Origin of the sequence: Shinella sp. 838 (assembly GCF_029623935.1) — a bacterium.
Taxonomy (GTDB): Bacteria; Pseudomonadota; Alphaproteobacteria; order Rhizobiales; family Rhizobiaceae; genus Shinella.
In genome coordinates this window covers 130,481-147,002 of record NZ_JARSBQ010000001.1, presented here as the reverse complement: position 1 = coordinate 147,002, position 16,522 = coordinate 130,481, and the positions used below count along the sequence as shown (strand labels likewise).

The following is a 16,522-nucleotide window of genomic DNA, read 5'->3' as shown; positions in this document are numbered from 1 at the left end:
GAAAGCGACGAATGGCGCGAGCCTCGACCTTCGCCCGGGAGAAATCCACGCGCTGATCGGCCCGAACGGGGCGGGCAAGAGCACGCTGATCAACCAGATCTCCGGCGCGCTCGCACCCGATGCCGGCAGCATCCGCTTCCTCGGTACGGATGTCACTGCCCTCGATACGGCGCGGCGCGCCCGCATGGGCCTTGCCCGCACCTTCCAGATCTCCTCACTCGCGCAGGAGTTTTCCGCGCTTCGCAACGTCATGCTTGCGGCGCAGGCGCGGCAGGGAACGAGCCTGCGCTTCTTCCGCTCCGTGGCAAGCGACATCTCTCTCATCGAACCGGCAATGCGGATGCTGTCGCGCGTCGGACTGGCGGGCCGAGCAGGCGTGCCCGCTGCGGCGCTGTCCCACGGCGAACGCCGGCAGCTCGAAATCGCCGTGGCACTGGCCATGGAACCCAGGGCCTTCCTGCTCGACGAGCCGATGGCCGGCATGGGGCCGGAAGGCTCGAAAGCACTGACCAGCTTCCTCGACGGGTTGCGCCGGGAAGCACCGATCCTGCTGGTGGAACATGACATGGATGCCGTCTTCGCGCTCGCCGACCGTGTGTCCGTGCTGGTCTACGGCCGCATCATCGCGACAGGCAGCGTCAGCGAGATCCGCAACGACCCCGAGGTGCGCCGGGCCTATCTTGGGGAGCCCGCATGAGCCTGTTGATCCTTGAGGAGATCGAGACCTGCTACGGTGCCTCGCAGGCGCTGTTCGGCGTGTCGCTGTCCGTCCGAGAGGGCGAGGTCGTCGCACTGATGGGCCGCAACGGCATGGGCAAGACGACGACCATCCGCTCGATCCTCGGCCTGACGCCCGCTCGCGCCGGCCGCATCGCCTTCGACGGCAAGACCGTCACCGCACTCCTGCCGCACCGCATCGCCCGCCTCGGCGTCGGCCTGGTGCCGGAGGGGCGACGCTGCTTCGCCAACCTGACGGTCGAGGAAAACCTCCTCGCCTCCGCCCGGCGCGGTGCTTGGACACTGGCGAAGGTCATCGATCTCTTTCCCAGGCTCGGCGAGCGGCTTGGGCAATATGCCGACACCCTGTCCGGCGGCGAGCAGCAGATGCTGGCGATCGGCCGCGCCCTGATGACCAATCCAAAACTCCTTATCCTCGACGAGGCGACCGAGGGGCTGGCACCGGTGATCCGGCAGGATATCTGGGCGGCAATCCGACAGCTGAAGGCGGGGGGCCAGTCGATCCTCGTCGTCGACAAGACGCTCTCCGAGCTCCTGCCGCTCACCGACAGCTGCTGCGTGCTGGAGAAGGGCCGGACCGTGTTCTCCGGCCCGCCAACGACCTTTACCCGCGACCTGCAGGACCGCTATCTCGGCGTTTAAGAACGGAGGACGGCATGTTCGGCTACAGGATCACCGACTGGGACGACGCCTACGAGAATGGCGGCAACATTCCGGGCGGAACGCGCTGGCCTACCGCCTGGGTGGAGCCGGCGCAAAGGATGCGCGAAACGCTCCACAGCCTCGGCCGGGCAAGGCTCGATCTCGCCTATGGCGCGGGCGAGCGCAACCGCCTCGACCTTTTCCTGCCCGAGCGCGCGCCGCGCGGCCTCGTCGTCTACGTGCATGGCGGCTTCTGGCTGCGGCTCGACCGGAATTTCTGGTCGCACCTTGCCGCAGGCCCCCTCGCCCACGGCTATGCCGTCGCCATGCCCTCCTACACGCTCTGCCCGGACATCCGCATCCGCGGCATCGTGCGGGAGATCGCAGCGGCGATCGAAACGGCTGCAGGACTGGTGGCAGGTGACCTCCATCTGATCGGCCATTCGGCGGGCGGCCAGCTCGTCAGCCGCATGGTGTCGGAAGCCTCGCCGCTTTCCGTCGGAACGCTCGCTCGCATCCGCCACGTCCTCTCCCTCTCCGGCCTGCACGATCTGCGCCCGCTCATGCCTGCCGCCATGAACGAACGACTACAGATCGACGAAGCGGAGGCTATCGCCGAGAGCCCGGCCCTGCTGCGCCCCGTCGAAGGCACGCGGCTCACCTGCTGGGTCGGTGCCATGGAGCGCGCGGAATTCCTGCGCCAGAACGCCCTGCTTGCCAATGTCTGGACCGGCCTCGGCGCCACGACGGCGACGGTCGTCGAGCCGAACCGGCATCATTTCGACGTCGTCGACGGCCTTGCCGATCCCGGGCATCCCCTCACTCGAACCCTGCTGTCACCCTGATCCGATGAGCACGCTTGCCGCCTATGGCGGGCTTTTCCTCGCCGCACTCGTCGCCGCCACCATCCTGCCGGCCCAGTCGGAAGCGGTGCTCGGCGGCTTGCTGGCCACCGGCACCCATTCCCCTGTGCTGCTGATCCTCGTCGCCGGCATCGGCAACGTGCTGGGTTCCGTCGTCAACTGGCTTCTCGGGCGCGGCGTCGAGCGGTTTCGCGGCGCGCGGTGGTTTCCCGTCAGCGACAAAAGCCTTGACCGGGCCGGCCGATGGTATCGCAAATACGGCTGGTGGAGCCTGCTGCTAAGCTGGATGCCGATCATCGGCGATCCGCTGACGGTGGCGGCCGGCATCATGCGTGAACCGTTCCTGCGCTTCCTTGCCGTCGTTTCGATTGCCAAGTTCGGCCGCTATATCGTGCTTGCCGCTCTCGTGCTCCACTGGCTCTGAAATTTTTCTGGAGGGGATGGAATGGGCGTCGCCCGGCTTTCGTATATTGGGGTATGAACGGAAAGACACCCGGCTTCAACGTGATCGGACAGCTCGCAGCGCTGAGGCGCTATGCGCTCTCGCTCGTCCGTAATCCGGACGAGGCCGAGGACCTGGTGCACGATGCGCTGGTCAAGGCCTATGAGCGGCAGTCCACCTTCCGCACCGGCGCCAGCGTACGCAACTGGCTGATGTCGATCCTGCACAATGCGCATATCGACCGCCTGCGCCAGCGCCGCTCGCAGGAGCGCCGCCACGACGCCGCCGCGGAGCTGGCAGAGGTCTCCATCCCGGCAAACCAGGACCATTCGGTGCGCCTGACGCAGCTGCGCAACGCGTTCTTCGCCCTGCCGGAAGAACAGCGCGAAGCGTTGCACCTCGTCGCGATCGAGGAACTTTCCTACCAGGAAGCAGCCGAAACGCTCGGCATCCCGGTCGGCACGCTGATGTCGCGTGTCGCCCGCGCGCGCCAGCGGCTGCGCGCCTTCGAACAGAGCGGTAGCGCCGCTCCCGTCACGCATCTCAGAATCGTCGGAGGCACTGGCGATGACAAGCAATGACCCCATTCTCGAATCCGATCTCAACGCCTATGTCGACGAGCAGCTCGCCGTCGGCCGGCGCATCGAGGTCGAGGCCTATCTTTCGGAACGGCCGGAGGTCGCGGCGCAGATCATGAAGGATCTGCGCGTGCGCGACGAGCTGCGCCTGGCACTTGCCGACCACCGCACGGTGACCCGGCAGGAAACGCGCGAGGCCGCCCGGCTCCTGGAACGCGCGCTGTCGCGCCGCCGCATCTTCTCCGTCTTCCGCCGTGCTGCGGCCATCGCCCTCTTCGTGGCCGCCGGCTGGACGGCCCATGCCGTGCTCGGCCCCTTCGGCGCCACCGAGGTCGTGGCCTCCACGCCCCCGCCTGCCTTCGTGGAGGAGGCGGTGCGCGCGCACAAGACGACGCTGCTGCGCGATACCATGGCATCCCAGCCGGAAACCGAGACCTTCGATCCGGCCGAGATCCGCTCTGCAACCGCGATCGTGCTGCCGGACCTGCCGAAGGGTTGGGGCGTGATCGACACGCAGGTCTTCCCCTCGGCCTATGGTCCGAGCGTCGAACTGGTGCTGGAACCACGCAAGGGCGAGCGCCTGTCGCTCTTTGCGGTGCGCCCCGGCTCGTTCGGCGTGCAGCACGTCCTGCTCTTCCACGCCGACAATGCCCGTGCCGCCTACTGGCAGATCGGCGATGTCGCCTATGCGCTGGTTTCGGAAAGCCGCAAGGCCGACGACCTGGCGGAAACCGCGCGCGATCTTTCGCGCACGCTCTACTGATCAACCGCGTCCAAACCGAAGGAGTTATTCGATGGATCCCGTACAACAGCGATTTGGCTACGGCGCGCAGGCGCAGTCGGCCGCCCTCTTCGACGAGGGCCTGCGCCAGCACATGCTGCGTGTCTACAACTACATGGGCGCCGGCCTTGTGATCACCGGCCTCATCGCCTTCATCGTCGGCTCGACGCCGGCCCTCTACGTGCCGATCTTCTCCTCCCCGCTGAAGTGGGTGGTGATGCTGGCGCCGCTCGCCTTCGTCTTCTTTTTCTCGTTCAAGATCCAGACGATGTCGGCCAGCACCGCGCAGATGACCTTCTGGGCTTTCTGCGCCGTCATGGGCCTGTCGCTCGCCTCGGTGTTCCTCGTCTTCACCGGCACGAGCATCGCCCGCACCTTCTTCATCGCCGCCTCGATGTTCGGCGCGACGAGCCTCTATGGCTACGTGACGAAGCGTGACCTCGCGAAGTTCGGCTCGTTCCTGATCATGGGCCTTATCGGCGTCGTGATCGCCTCGGTCGTCAACATCTTCCTCGGTTCGAGCGCGCTGCAGTTCGCAATTTCCGTGATCGGCATCGTCGTCTTCGTCGGCCTCACCGCCTGGGACACGCAGAACATCAAGCAGCAGTATGCTGAAAACATCGACCAGGAATCGCAGCAGAAGATGGCCGTGTTCGGCGCGCTTTCGCTGTACCTGAACTTCGTCAACATCTTCCAGCTTCTGCTGAATTTCACTGGCGAGCGCGAATAGTTTTCGCAAATGATTCAAGAGGAAACGGCGGGGCAAAACCCCGCCGTTTTTTTGCTTCTTGCATCGCAATATGCGTAAGCAATTTCTTACGAATATTACCCGGTTGACAAATCAGCCGGCAGCGTCTTTGCTTAGAGCATTCACCAGGGGGGTCCCGACAAGGGGCTGAGATACTGCTGGCATTCGCAGCGCAGTGACCCGTTGAACCTGATCCAGTTCATACTGGCGTAGGGACGGTGCAAGCGCTGTAGAACCCGAAATCCGCAACCCGGATTCCGCCTACGCGTCCTTCCATCATTCCGGCTCTAGGACTGGGTCTCCAATCGCAAACTTGGAGCCTCACGAATGAATATTGCCGCCCAGAAGCTCACTCCCACCGTCACGACAGGCGCCCTGCCCGCCTCGCGAAAGATTCACATCGCCGGCGAGCAGCACCCGCAGATCCGCGTGCCGATGCGCGAGATCGCCCTGCACCCGACCTCCGGCGAACCGCCAGTCATCGTCTACGACGCCTCCGGCCCCTATACCGACCCCACCCATGTCGTCTCGATCGAAAGCGGCCTGCCGCGGCTCCGCGAGGCCTGGGTCGCCGCACGCGGCGATACCGAGGACTATGACGGCCGCCACATCCGTCCGGAGGACAACGGCTTTGCCACCGGGGAGCGGCTGACACCCGAATTTCCCGTGCGCAACCGGCCTCGCCGGGCGACAAACGGCAAGGCGGTGACGCAGCTCGCCTATGCCCGCGCCGGCATCATCACGCCGGAAATGGAATTCATCGCCATCCGCGAAAACCTCGGCCGCAAGGCCGCAAACCAAGCGCTTGTTCGCGACGGCGAGAGTTTCGGCGCCCACATCCCCGACTTCGTCACGCCGGAATTCGTCCGCCAGGAAGTCGCAAGCGGCCGGGCGATCATTCCCGCCAACATCAACCATCCAGAAGCCGAGCCGATGATCATCGGCCGGAACTTTCTGGTGAAGATCAACGCCAATATCGGCAATTCCGCCGTCACCTCCTCCATGGCGGAAGAGGTCGAGAAGATGGTCTGGGCGATCCGCTGGGGCGGCGATACGGTCATGGACCTCTCCACCGGCCGAAACATCCACAACATCCGCGAATGGATCATCCGCAATTCACCGGTCCCGATCGGCACCGTGCCGCTCTACCAGGCGCTGGAAAAGGTCAACGGCATTGCCGAGGACCTCACCTGGGAGGTTTTCCGCGACACACTGATCGAGCAGGCCGAACAGGGCGTCGATTATTTCACCATCCATGCCGGCGTGCGGCTCGCCTATATTCCGCTCACCGTCAACCGCGTCACCGGCATCGTCTCGCGTGGCGGCTCGATCATGGCCAAGTGGTGTCTCCATCACCACCGGGAAAGCTTCCTCTACGAACATTTCGAGGAAATCTGCGACATCTGCCGCGCCTATGACGTCTCCTTCTCGCTCGGTGACGGCCTGCGCCCCGGCTCGATCGCTGACGCCAACGACGCCGCGCAGTTCGCCGAACTCGAAACGCTCGGCGAGCTGACGCAGATCGCCTGGGCAAAGGACTGCCAGGTCATGATCGAAGGCCCCGGCCATGTGCCGATGCACAAGATCAAGGAGAACATGGACAAGCAACTGAAGGTCTGTGGCGAGGCGCCCTTCTACACGCTCGGGCCGCTGACGACCGACATCGCCCCCGGCTACGACCACATCACCTCGGGCATCGGTGCGGCGATGATCGGCTGGTTCGGCACCGCCATGCTCTGCTACGTCACGCCGAAGGAACATCTCGGCCTACCGGACCGCGACGACGTGAAGGTCGGCGTCATCACCTACAAGATCGCCGCCCACGCCGCCGATCTCGCCAAGGGCCATCCGGCGGCGAAGATCCGCGACGACGCGCTGTCGCGTGCCCGTTTCGAGTTCCGTTGGGAGGACCAGTTCAACCTCTCGCTCGACCCGGAAACCGCCCGCGCCTTCCACGACGAGACGCTGCCGAAGGAGGCACACAAGGTGGCGCATTTCTGCTCCATGTGCGGCCCGAAATTCTGCTCCATGCGCATCTCGCACGATATCCGTGCCGAGGCGCAGAAGGAGGGGCTGGAGGCCATGGCCGCGAAATATCGCGACGGCGGCGACCTCTACATGCCGCTTGCCGAAGCCCCCGCCGGAGAATGACCATGCGCGTCCTCGTCAAAGGGGCCGGCGTTGCCGGCCTCACCGTCGCCTGGCAGCTCTATCGCCACGGCTTCGACGTCACCATCACCGAACGCGCCGAAAAGGTCGGCCTCGGTGCCTCCGGCTTCGCCGGCGGCATGCTGGCCCCCTGGTGCGAGCGGGAAAGCGCGGAAGAGCCCGTTCTGGCGCTCGGCCGCTCGGCCGCAGACTGGTGGGAAGCGGCCGTACCCGGTCATGTCAAGCGCCGGGGAACGCTGGTCGTTGCCGCCGGCCGCGATGCCGCGGAGCTCGACCGCTTCGCCCGCCGCACGAGCGGCTGGGAATGGCTCGACGGCGCAGCCATTGCCGAGCTGGAACCGGATCTCGCCGGCCGCTTCCCCAAGGCCCTGTTCTTTCGGCAGGAAGCCCATCTCGACCCGCAGCGGGCGCTTTCGGCGCTCACCGCCGGGCTCGAGGAGGCACGCATGCGCTTCCTGTTCTGCGCCAACCCGGATGCCGATCGCTACGACCGCGTGATCGACTGCACCGGTGCAGCCCGGATCGGCCAGCTGCCGGGCCTTCGGGGCGTGCGCGGCGAAATGCTCTATGTGGAAACCCCGGAAATCAACCTCTCCCGCCCCGTCCGCCTGCTGCATCCGCGCCACCCGATCTACATCGTGCCACGCGGAAGGAACCGCTTCATGGTGGGCGCGACCATGATCGAGAGCGCCGACGACGACGGCATCACCGCCCGCTCGCTCATGGAACTGCTGAACGCCGCCTACACGCTGCACCCGACTTTCGGTGAGGCACGGCTTACGGATACCGGCGCAGGCATCCGCCCGGCCTTTCCCGACAACCTGCCGCGCGTGAGCGAACACGACGGCACGCTCCATGTGAACGGCCTTTATCGCCACGGCTTCCTGCTGGCTCCCGCCATGGCGGCGGAGGTCGCGCGGCGACTTCTTGCAGAACAGGCCCCATCGGAAAGGAGGGCATCATGACCCTCATCATCAACGGCGAGGAACAAGAGATCGCGGCAACCACGCTCGCCGATCTTCTCTCCGCCCTCGATTACGAGGGTGAGTGGCTGGCGACGGCCGTCAACGGCGAGCTGGTGCACCGCGAGGATCGCGCCGGCTTCACGCTCGGCACACGCGACCGCATCGAAATCCTCTCGCCCATGCAGGGAGGCTGACATGCTGAAACTCTACGACATCGAGGTTCAATCCCGCCTGCTGCTCGGAACCGCGCGCTATCCCTCCCCCGCAATCCTCGCCGAGGCCGTGCGGCGCGCGAAAGCGGAGATCGTTACCGTGTCGCTGCGGCGGGAAACTGCCGGCGGCAAGGCGGGCGGCGCATTCTTCGAGCTGATCCATGCGCTCGGTGTGCATGTCCTGCCCAACACCGCCGGCTGCCACAGCGTGCAGGAGGCCGTGCTGACGGCGAAGATGGCACGCGAGGTCTTCCGCACGGACTGGATCAAGCTGGAGGTGATCGGCCATCACGACACACTGCAGCCCGACGTCTTCGGCCTCGTGGAAGCCGCACGCATCCTGACGGGCGAAGGTTTCCAAGTCTTCCCCTATACGACGGACGACCTCGTCGTCGCAGAAAAGCTGATCGAGGCCGGCTGCCGCGTGCTGATGCCCTGGTGCGCGCCGATCGGCTCGGCCATGGGGCCGGTCAACCCGATGGCGCTGCGCACTTTCAGGGCGCATTTCCCTGATGTGCCACTGATTGTCGATGCCGGCATCGGCCGCCCCTCGCACGCCGCCGGCGTCATGGAATTCGGCTATGACGCCGTGCTGCTCAACACCGCCGTCGCCGGCGCCGGCGATCCGGCTGCGATGGCCGAAGCCTTCGCGCTCGCCATCGATGCCGGCCGCCTTGCCCACGCCGCCGTACCGCTGGAGCCGCGCGACATGGCCGTCCCCTCCACCCCCGTCATCGGAAAGGCGGTTTTCTCATGACGCTCGATCCCTTCTACCTCATCGTCGACAGCGCCGACTGGATCGACCGGCTCGTACCGGTCGGCGTGAAGCTGGTGCAACTGCGCATGAAGGACCTGCCGGAGGAGCGGCTGCGCGCCGAGATCCGCCGGGCGAAAACCACCTGCGCCGAACACGGCTGCCAGCTCATCGTCAACGACTATTGGCGGATCGCCATCGAGGAGGGTTGCGACTACGTGCATCTCGGCCAGGAGGATCTGGCGACCGCCGATGCCAGCGCCATTCGTGCGGCCGGCATGAAGCTCGGCCTTTCCACCCATGACGAAGCAGAGCTCGACATCGCCCTCGCGGCAAGGCCTGACTACATCGCGCTCGGCCCGGTCTGGCCGACGATCCTCAAGAAGATGAAATGGGCGCCGCAGGGTGTCGAGCGGCTCAGCGACTGGAAGGCGCGCATCGCGCCCGTTCCCCTCGTCGCGATCGGCGGCCTCAACCCGGATCGCCTGGAAGCCGTCTTCAAAAACGGCGCCGACAGCGCCGCGGTGGTGACCGACATCACGCTGAGCGCAGATCCGGAGGCGCGCACACGCGAATGGATCGCGCGCACGGCGCGCTGGCGTGAACGGAGCTTGCAGAAGGGCGGTACCGCCTGACGTCAGGCTCCCGGCGCAATTTTCCAGAGCCGCCAGGCATTTTCCGAGAGCACGCGGCACTTGTCTTCCAGACTGACGCCGGACAGCAGCGCCTGCGTCGCGCCGATCCAGGTGGAAAGCCCACCGCCGAGCGTGCAGACCGGCCAGTCACTGCCCCAAACCATGCGCTGGAAGCCGAAGCTTTCCGCCACATGGGCGAAATAGGGTTTCAGGTCCTCCAGGGTCCAGTCTTCCCCACCATAGGCGGGGATGCCGGACAGCTTTACCGTGACATTCGGCCGGCGCGCGATCTCTGCGACCGGCCCCTTCCAGGTATCGAAGCCGCCACTCTTGATGTCGGGTACGCCGCAATGGTCGAGCACGAAGGAAACATCGGGGGCAAGGTCGGCGAGCGCAATCGCCTTCTCGATCTGGTGCGGCAGAACGCAAAGGTCGAAACTGAGGCCGGTGCCCGCCAGCCGTCCTATGTTTTCGCGGAAGAGAGTGCCTTCGGAGATATCATCCGGCACGACATGCAGCACGCGACGGAAACCGCGAACGAAGGGATTGGCAAGGACCGTCTCGAGATAGGTCGGGAAATCCGGCGATTCCGGCCGGCAAGCGGCGATGGCACCGACGAGAAGGCTGCCCGCCTCCCCCGCAAGCCCTTCAACCATGGCCGTCTCGCGCGCGATATCACCCTCCGCGACGTCCACTTCCATATGCAGCGCCGCGACGATACCGAGGCGGCACGCCTCCCGCGCATAAATCTCCTGCGTGAAATCGGCATCGAGCGACGGCGCGCCGGCAAGCCAGGGATAGGACAGCCGGTCCCGGTAGATGAGATGCAGGTGCGTATCGACGATCATGCCGGCCTCCTCCAAGCAGGGCGAACACTGCCATAGAAGAATTCTCTATTCAAATACGAATTTATACACCTATAGCAGCCCATTTCATCCAGCAAAAAAGCACCGCGAGGACTACCAATCCGGCCCAGCTCTCCTACCTCCCTTCCAGCAACAGGAGGAACCGCATGAAGGTCAGCGCGCGCAACCGCCTCAAGGGCAAGATCGTCGAAGTCGTCCTCGGCGCGACGACGGCCCATGTCCGCATCGATGTCGGCGGCTCGATCATCACCGCCGCCATCACCAATGATGCGGTGAACGAACTCGGCCTTGCTGCCGGCCATGAGGCCTATGCGCTGATCAAGGCATCGGACGTGATGGTGGCGATCGACGACTAGTGTGTTTCGGCATGGTTCCGGGCGCAAAACCAAATCGCGCCTTATGAGAATTCCGTTAATCGCCGATCTTCGCGCACATAGACACGGGCTCGGTCGCAAAATCGCCCTTCTGGGGCGGCGCAATCGGTTTGAACAGGCTGCGATCCGGCTTCAGGTCGATCAGCGGCGTGCCATCGAGGCAGTCGAGACCGCGCACGAAGAGCCGGCTGCCTTCGATCTTCTCCAGCACGACGATCGACGTGCCGATCGGATTGGGCCGGACAGGCGAGCGCAGCGAGAAGGTGCCATGCACTTCGCCGTTCGAAGCGGGGCTCTGCAACACGAGGTCGCGGCGCGACTGGTGAAGCCAGTAGAGCACCTCCAGCCGTTCAAAACGCTCTGCCCCCTTCAGTGCCTGCACCCAGGGCTCGAAGACCTCGATGGTGCAGACCGGACCATCTGGGCGCCCCTGACGCGGCGTTTCCATGCGCGAGGTCCAGGGCGTCGAAATCCGGCCGATGAAAACAATCTGCGCATCCGCTGCCTCCGGCAGAGTGATGGCCACTTCATTCTCGCGGATTTCATTCAGCCGGACCATGCAACGCTCCATCGCTATATTTATAAGGATACGACGATAGCCGGCTGGCGCCGCGAGGGAAAGAGGCCAGCAGGCTCAAAGACGGCGACAGATTGACACCGGACACAAGCAGCCTCAGCCGGCACCGGACGCCTCGGCATTGCGCAAACGCCAGTCTGTCGGGGAAAGCCCGGCCCGCTTGCGGAAAAAACGCGAGAAATAGGCGGGGTCCTCGAAGCCGATCTCCCGGCCAATGTCCTCCACCGGGCGAATGGTGAAACGCAGCAGACGCTTGGCCTCCAGCAAGCGCCGCTCCAGCACCATATCCTTCACCGTCTGGCCAAAGACCGTGCGCGCCGCCTTGTCGAGCAGGTGCGGCGTCGTCGCCAGCCGTTCGACATAGTGCCCGACCGGCCAATCCTCCCGGTAGTGCCGGTCGATGGCACGGCGCAGCTCCAGCCCCAGCGCAACCGCAGGCGAGGCCGCCGCAAAGCCGCCCGGGCCGCCAAGTCGCGCCATCAGCGAGAGGACGACCGCGATCAGCCCGGCGAGCACCCGTTCGCTCGCTCCCGCGCCGCCGCGATATTCCTCCATCACCATGGCGAGCAGCGTATCGATCCGCATCCAGCCGGGGGCATCCGCCGCACCAGAAAGCAGCACCGGCGCATCGAGCGCCAGATCCACCTGCGGCGCCATCGCCCTCAGCTGGTCGTCCGAGATGGAGACGACGATCGCATCTGACCGGTCGTCGACATCGAAGCCGTGCACGACGTTGCTTGGCACGAAGCTGATCGCCGGAGCGGAAAAACTCCAAGTCCGATCCTCGATCCTGTAGCGGCCCTCGCCCTTGAACCAGTAGGTGACCTGCCCCATCAGCGGATGTTTGTGCGGCGCGACTCGGCCGAAATGCAGGCTTTTCCGCTCCATCACCGTCTCGACATGCAGGAACCCGACGTCGAGCACACGGCTCGGTTCACCATAAACGAAGAAGGCGGGAACATCTTTGCGAGCGGTCATGCCGGAAAAAGTACCAGCGAATTGCCGTGTTTGTCCATGGCACTCCAGACGCTCCCGACTTAGCGTTTGTCAGGATTTTCAAGGAGGAGATCACCATGCGCGCGGAAGACCATCGCAGCGACAAGACCCGGCCGTTCACCGGCGCCGAATATCTCGCAAGCCTGCGCGACGGGCGCGAAGTCTATATCAATGGCGAGCGCATCGCCGATGTCACCAGACACCCGGCCATGCGCAACTCGGCCCGCTCCATCGCCCGCATGTACGATGCGCTGCACGATCCGGCACGTAAAGAGCGCCTGACATCGCCGACCGACACCGGTTCCGGCGGCTATACGCACAAATATTTCCGCGTCGCCCATTCTTCAGCCGATCTCGTCGCCCAGCAGGGCGCCATCGCCGACTGGGCGCGCATGTCCTACGGCTGGATGGGCCGCACGGCCGACTACAAGGCGGCACTGATGAACACGCTCGGCGCCAATGCCGACTGGTACGGTCCGTTCAAGGACAATGCACTTTCCTGGCACAGGCGGGCACAGGAAAGCGTGCTCTTCATGAACCACGCCATCGTCAACCCGCCGATCGACCGCCACAAACCGGCCGATGCGGTGAAGGACGTCTTCGTGCACATCACGAAGGAAACGGATGCCGGCATCTACGTCTCGGGCGCCAAGGTCGTCGCCACCTCCTCGGCGCTGACGCACTACAATTTCCTCGCCCAGAGTTCGGCGACCGTCACCGAGGACCCGTCGCTGTCGGTCATGTTCATCCTGCCGATGAATGCGCCCGGCGTGAAGATGTTCTGCCGCACCTCCTACGAACAGACAGCGGCAACCGCGGCCCACCCCTTCGACTACCCGCTCTCCTCGCGTTTCGACGAGAACGATGCGATCCTGGTGCTCGACAATGTCTTCGTGCCCTGGGAGGACGTGCTGGTGCTGCGCGACGCGGCCAAGATCCTGTCCTTCCACCCGGCCTCGGGCTTCATGCACGGCTATTGCTTCCAGGGTTGCACGCGGCTTGCGGTGAAGATGGACTTTCTCGCCGGCCTGCTCGCGAAGGCCCTGCGCGCCACCGGCGGCGATGCGTTCCGCGGCAACCAGGCGATGCTCGGCGAGGTGATCGCCATCCGCCACCAGTTCTGGTCCTTCTCCAACGCCATGGCCTACAACCCGATTCCCTGGGCGAACGGCGCGGTGCTGCCGAACCTCGAGGCGGCGCTCTGCTACCGCACCTTCATGTCGGAGGCCTATCCGAAGGTCATCGACATCGTTCGCCGCACGGTGGCCTCCGGCCTCATCTACCTGCCCTCCTCGGCAAAAGACTTCTCGAACCCGGAGATCGACCGCTATCTCGCGCAATATGTGCGCGGCTCGAACGACATGGGCCATGTCGAGCGCATCAAGATCATGAAGCTGTTGTGGGATGCGACCGGCACGGAATTCGGCGGCCGCCACGCGCTCTACGAGCTGAACTATGCCGGCGCGCCGGAAGAAGTGCGCCTGCAGGTGCTGAAGGGCGCCGAGCGCGGCGGGCGGCTGAAGGAGATGGAGGCGCTGGTCGACCAGTGCATGGCCGACTACGACGAAAGTGGCTGGACCGGCGACACCTGGCTGCCGCCGCTTGGCAGCGATGCCGTCCGCGACGCGGCCGAATGAGGAGCGCGCCATGGACACCGGCATTTCCAGAACCGAGTTCCGCAATGCGATGGCCCGGGTCTGCGCCCCGGTCAACGTGATCACCACCAAGGGGGGCGCCGGGCGCGGCGGCTTCACCGCCACCGCCATGTGCTCGGTGACCGACGAACCGCCAACGCTGCTCGTCTGCATGAACAGCCGCTCGGCACAAAGCGGCCTCTTCATCGAGAACCGCCGCTTCTGCGTCAACGTGCTGACGCAGGAGCACAAAACACTCGCCGCCTCCTTCGCCGGGCGCGAGGCCGATATGGAGGCGCGCTATGCCGATGCGGCCTGGACCGATCTCCCCTCCGGTAACCAGGCACTCACCGACGCGATCGTTTCCTTCGACTGCCGGCTGACGGAGGCCCGGCTGGTGGGCACGCACAACATCCTGATCGGCGAGGTCGTGGACATCCGTAGCCGGCGCGACGGGCATGCACTGCTCTATTTCGACCGCAACTACGTGCATGTGCCGACCCAGACCGGCAGCTTCGGCGGCTAAAGGCGGCGGTAGCCTCTTGACAAGTGGCCTTCTATTTAACATGTTAAATAAAATTGCCGTACGCGGGAGGAACCATGCCGCATCTGACAGTGGAGTATTCGGCCAATCTGGAAGGCCGCGCGGATCCTGACGCCCTCTGCGCGGCGCTGCTCCAGACAGTGCTGGAAACCGGGCTTTTCGAGATCGGCGCGGTGCGCGTGCGGGCGTTCAGGGCCGAGCACTATGCCATTGCCGACCTTCTGCCGGAAAATGCCTTCGTCGATCTCAACCTGCGCATCGGCAAGGGCCGCAGCGCGGAAGAAAAGAAGCGCACGGGCGAAGCGCTGTTTGCCACCGCAAGCAGGCTCCTCGCCCCGCTCCTCGAGACGCCGCACTTCGCGCTTTCGCTGGAAATCCGCGAGATCGATGCGGAACTGAGCTGGAAGAAGAACGCCATCCATCCGCGCCTGCGCGCCAAATAACGGACATTCCCAGGAAGATCTCATGTCGAAATACCAGGAAAACATGGCGAAGGCGGCGGCCTATCTCGCCCGCTTCAAGGAAAAGGGCGTTCAGAACCGCATCGCCGGTGAGGATCTGCCGGCCGAAGGCGGCGCGACCTTCGAGACAATCTCCCCCGTCGACCTGGCGCCGCTCGCGGTGGTGGCAAAGGGCACGGCCGCAGACATCGACCGTGCGGCAAAGGCCGCCAGGGCCGCCTTCGCAGACTGGGCCGCCATGCCGGGCGGAACGCGTAAAAAACTGCTGCACAAGATTGCCGATGCCATCGTGGCACGGGCGGAGGAAATCGCCTTCGTCGAATGCATGGACACCGGGCAGTCGCTGCGCTTCATGGCCAAGGCCGCGCTACGCGGCGCAGAGAACTTCCGCTTCTTCGCCGACCGCGCTCCTGAGGCCCGCGACGGCAAGACGCTGCGCACTGAGGGCCAGGTCAACATGACGACCCGCGTGCCGATCGGCCCCGTCGGCATTATCACACCGTGGAACACGCCCTTCATGCTGTCCACCTGGAAGATCGCCCCGGCGCTCGCTGCCGGCTGCACCATCGTGCACAAGCCGGCCGAATTCTCGCCGCTGACGGCGCGCCTGCTGGTGGAGATAGCCGAGGATGCGGGCCTGCCAAAGGGGGTGTGGAACCTCGTCAACGGTTTTGGCGAAGATGCCGGCAAGGCGCTGACCGAACATCCCCTGATCAAGGCCATCGGCTTCGTCGGCGAAAGTCGCACCGGATCGATGATCATGAAACAGGGCGCCGACACGCTGAAGCGCGTGCATTTCGAGCTCGGCGGCAAGAACCCGGTCATCGTCTTCGCCGATGCGGACCTCGAACGCGCGGCGGACGCCGTCGTCTTCATGATCTATTCGCTGAATGGCGAGCGCTGCACCTCCTCCTCCCGCCTGCTGGTGGAGGAGAGCATCTACGAGCGCTTCGCCGCCCTTGTTGCGGAGAAGGCGAAACGCATCAAGGTCGGCCATCCGCTCGATCCGGAAACCGTCGTCGGCCCGCTCATCCATCCCGTGCACGAGAAGAAGGTTCTCGAATACATCGCGATCGGCCGGTCCGAGGGCGCGACGGTCGCCGCTGGCGGAGAAAAATTCGACGGACCGGGTGGCGGCTGCTATGTCGCGCCGACGCTCTTCACCGGCGCGAACAACGGTATGCGCATCGCCCAGGAGGAGATTTTCGGGCCGGTGCTGACCGCCATTCCCTTCAAGGACGAAGCCGAGGCGCTCACCCTCGCCAACGACGTCCAGTACGGCCTCACCGGCTATCTCTGGACATCGGATGTCACGCGCGCGTTCCGCTTCACCGATCATCTCGATGCCGGCATGATCTGGGTAAATTCGGAGAATGTGCGCCACCTGCCAACGCCTTTCGGTGGCGTCAAGAATTCCGGCATCGGCCGCGATGGCGGCGACTGGTCCTTCGACTTCTATATGGAGACGAAGAACATCGCCTTTGCCACCGGCGCCCACGCCATCCCGAAGCTCGCCGGCTGATCGCCGGAAAACCAGATTGCA

The 16,522-nt window shown here is 64.9% G+C and carries 20 protein-coding genes, 1 pseudogene and 1 riboswitch; of the genes and pseudogenes, 18 read left to right on the top strand and 3 right to left on the bottom strand.

Annotated features, from left to right (window positions below; genetic code table 11):
• Positions 1 to 19 precede the first annotated feature (19 nt).
• The 13 genes and pseudogenes from P9A16_RS35765 to P9A16_RS00635 all read left to right on the top strand — a co-directional run.
• Positions 20 to 466, top strand: a pseudogene (locus tag P9A16_RS35765) (ABC transporter ATP-binding protein); the annotation flags it as partial.
• The gene (locus tag P9A16_RS35760; RefSeq protein WP_443021629.1) at positions 440 to 697 is read left to right on the top strand and encodes a hypothetical protein; all 258 of its coding nucleotides are present in this window, start codon (positions 440 to 442) and stop codon (positions 695 to 697) included. The pseudogene P9A16_RS35765 and the gene P9A16_RS35760, both read left to right, overlap by 27 nt.
• On the top strand, positions 694 to 1,380 hold the full coding sequence (locus tag P9A16_RS00685; RefSeq protein ID WP_023514839.1) for an ABC transporter ATP-binding protein: 687 nt from the start codon (positions 694 to 696) through the stop codon (positions 1,378 to 1,380). The genes P9A16_RS35760 and P9A16_RS00685 overlap by 4 nt, the downstream gene beginning before the upstream one ends.
• Positions 1,381 to 1,394: 14 nt before the next feature.
• On the top strand, positions 1,395 to 2,225 hold the full coding sequence (locus tag P9A16_RS00680) for an alpha/beta hydrolase (protein WP_023514838.1): 831 nt from the start codon (positions 1,395 to 1,397) through the stop codon (positions 2,223 to 2,225).
• 4 nt (positions 2,226 to 2,229) lie between these two features.
• Positions 2,230 to 2,667, top strand: a complete 438-nt coding sequence (locus P9A16_RS00675; protein ID WP_023514837.1) for a YqaA family protein — start codon at positions 2,230 to 2,232, stop codon at positions 2,665 to 2,667.
• Positions 2,668 to 2,720: 53 nt separating this feature from the next.
• A complete protein-coding gene (locus P9A16_RS00670) occupies positions 2,721 to 3,266 on the top strand; it encodes a sigma-70 family RNA polymerase sigma factor (RefSeq protein ID WP_023514836.1) in 546 nt (181 codons plus the stop codon).
• On the top strand, positions 3,253 to 4,026 hold the full coding sequence (locus tag P9A16_RS00665; protein WP_023514835.1) for an anti-sigma factor family protein: 774 nt from the start codon (positions 3,253 to 3,255) through the stop codon (positions 4,024 to 4,026). Before P9A16_RS00670 ends, P9A16_RS00665 begins: the two co-directional genes overlap by 14 nt.
• Before the next feature lie 31 nt (positions 4,027 to 4,057).
• Positions 4,058 to 4,774, top strand: coding sequence for a Bax inhibitor-1/YccA family protein (locus tag P9A16_RS00660; protein ID WP_023514834.1), 717 nt, complete (start codon positions 4,058 to 4,060; stop codon positions 4,772 to 4,774).
• 135 nt (positions 4,775 to 4,909) lie between these two features.
• Positions 4,910 to 5,026, top strand: a riboswitch (TPP riboswitch).
• Between the two features lie 93 nt (positions 5,027 to 5,119).
• On the top strand, positions 5,120 to 6,943 hold the full coding sequence (gene thiC, locus P9A16_RS00655) for a phosphomethylpyrimidine synthase ThiC (RefSeq protein ID WP_024271319.1): 1,824 nt from the start codon (positions 5,120 to 5,122) through the stop codon (positions 6,941 to 6,943).
• A gap of 2 nt (positions 6,944 to 6,945) precedes the next feature.
• Positions 6,946 to 7,926 (top strand): glycine oxidase ThiO, encoded by a 981-nt coding sequence (thiO, locus tag P9A16_RS00650; RefSeq protein ID WP_023512879.1) that lies wholly within the window; start codon positions 6,946 to 6,948, stop codon positions 7,924 to 7,926.
• A complete protein-coding gene (thiS, locus tag P9A16_RS00645; protein WP_023512878.1) occupies positions 7,923 to 8,120 on the top strand; it encodes a sulfur carrier protein ThiS in 198 nt (65 codons plus the stop codon). Before thiO ends, thiS begins: the two co-directional genes overlap by 4 nt.
• A gap of 1 nt (position 8,121) precedes the next feature.
• A complete protein-coding gene (locus tag P9A16_RS00640; protein WP_023512877.1) occupies positions 8,122 to 8,895 on the top strand; it encodes a thiazole synthase in 774 nt (257 codons plus the stop codon).
• On the top strand, positions 8,892 to 9,527 hold the full coding sequence (locus P9A16_RS00635; protein ID WP_023512876.1) for a thiamine phosphate synthase: 636 nt from the start codon (positions 8,892 to 8,894) through the stop codon (positions 9,525 to 9,527). Before P9A16_RS00640 ends, P9A16_RS00635 begins: the two co-directional genes overlap by 4 nt.
• A gap of 2 nt (positions 9,528 to 9,529) precedes the next feature.
• Here the strand turns inward: P9A16_RS00635 and P9A16_RS00630 are convergent, their stop codons facing one another.
• Positions 9,530 to 10,375: an amidohydrolase family protein gene (locus tag P9A16_RS00630; RefSeq protein ID WP_023512875.1), complete on the bottom strand. Its 846-nt coding sequence runs from the start codon at positions 10,373 to 10,375 to the stop codon at positions 9,530 to 9,532.
• Between the two features lie 164 nt (positions 10,376 to 10,539).
• Here P9A16_RS00630 and P9A16_RS00625 point away from each other — a divergent pair, with 164 nt between their 5' ends.
• The gene (locus tag P9A16_RS00625; RefSeq protein ID WP_024271318.1) at positions 10,540 to 10,749 is read left to right on the top strand and encodes a TOBE domain-containing protein; all 210 of its coding nucleotides are present in this window, start codon (positions 10,540 to 10,542) and stop codon (positions 10,747 to 10,749) included.
• 55 nt (positions 10,750 to 10,804) lie between these two features.
• Here the strand turns inward: P9A16_RS00625 and tsaA are convergent, their stop codons facing one another.
• Complete coding sequence (gene tsaA / locus P9A16_RS00620; RefSeq protein WP_024271317.1) at positions 10,805 to 11,326, bottom strand: tRNA (N6-threonylcarbamoyladenosine(37)-N6)-methyltransferase TrmO; 522 nt, start codon at positions 11,324 to 11,326, stop codon at positions 10,805 to 10,807.
• Positions 11,327 to 11,440: 114 nt separating this feature from the next.
• The gene (locus P9A16_RS00615) at positions 11,441 to 12,322 is read right to left on the bottom strand and encodes a helix-turn-helix domain-containing protein (RefSeq protein ID WP_023514707.1); all 882 of its coding nucleotides are present in this window, start codon (positions 12,320 to 12,322) and stop codon (positions 11,441 to 11,443) included.
• A 95-nt stretch (positions 12,323 to 12,417) separates the two neighbouring features.
• Between P9A16_RS00615 and P9A16_RS00610 the strand changes: the two genes are divergently transcribed.
• The 4 genes from P9A16_RS00610 (at position 12,418) to hpaE (ending at position 16,501) form a co-directional block, all read left to right on the top strand.
• Positions 12,418 to 13,977: a 4-hydroxyphenylacetate 3-hydroxylase N-terminal domain-containing protein gene (locus P9A16_RS00610; protein WP_023514706.1), complete on the top strand. Its 1,560-nt coding sequence runs from the start codon at positions 12,418 to 12,420 to the stop codon at positions 13,975 to 13,977.
• 10 nt (positions 13,978 to 13,987) lie between these two features.
• Complete coding sequence (locus tag P9A16_RS00605; protein ID WP_023514705.1) at positions 13,988 to 14,500, top strand: flavin reductase; 513 nt, start codon at positions 13,988 to 13,990, stop codon at positions 14,498 to 14,500.
• A gap of 74 nt (positions 14,501 to 14,574) precedes the next feature.
• Complete coding sequence (locus tag P9A16_RS00600; protein WP_023514704.1) at positions 14,575 to 14,961, top strand: 5-carboxymethyl-2-hydroxymuconate Delta-isomerase; 387 nt, start codon at positions 14,575 to 14,577, stop codon at positions 14,959 to 14,961.
• A gap of 22 nt (positions 14,962 to 14,983) precedes the next feature.
• Positions 14,984 to 16,501, top strand: a complete 1,518-nt coding sequence (hpaE, locus tag P9A16_RS00595) for a 5-carboxymethyl-2-hydroxymuconate semialdehyde dehydrogenase (protein WP_023514703.1) — start codon at positions 14,984 to 14,986, stop codon at positions 16,499 to 16,501.
• The last annotated feature ends 21 nt before the right edge of the window (positions 16,502 to 16,522 follow it).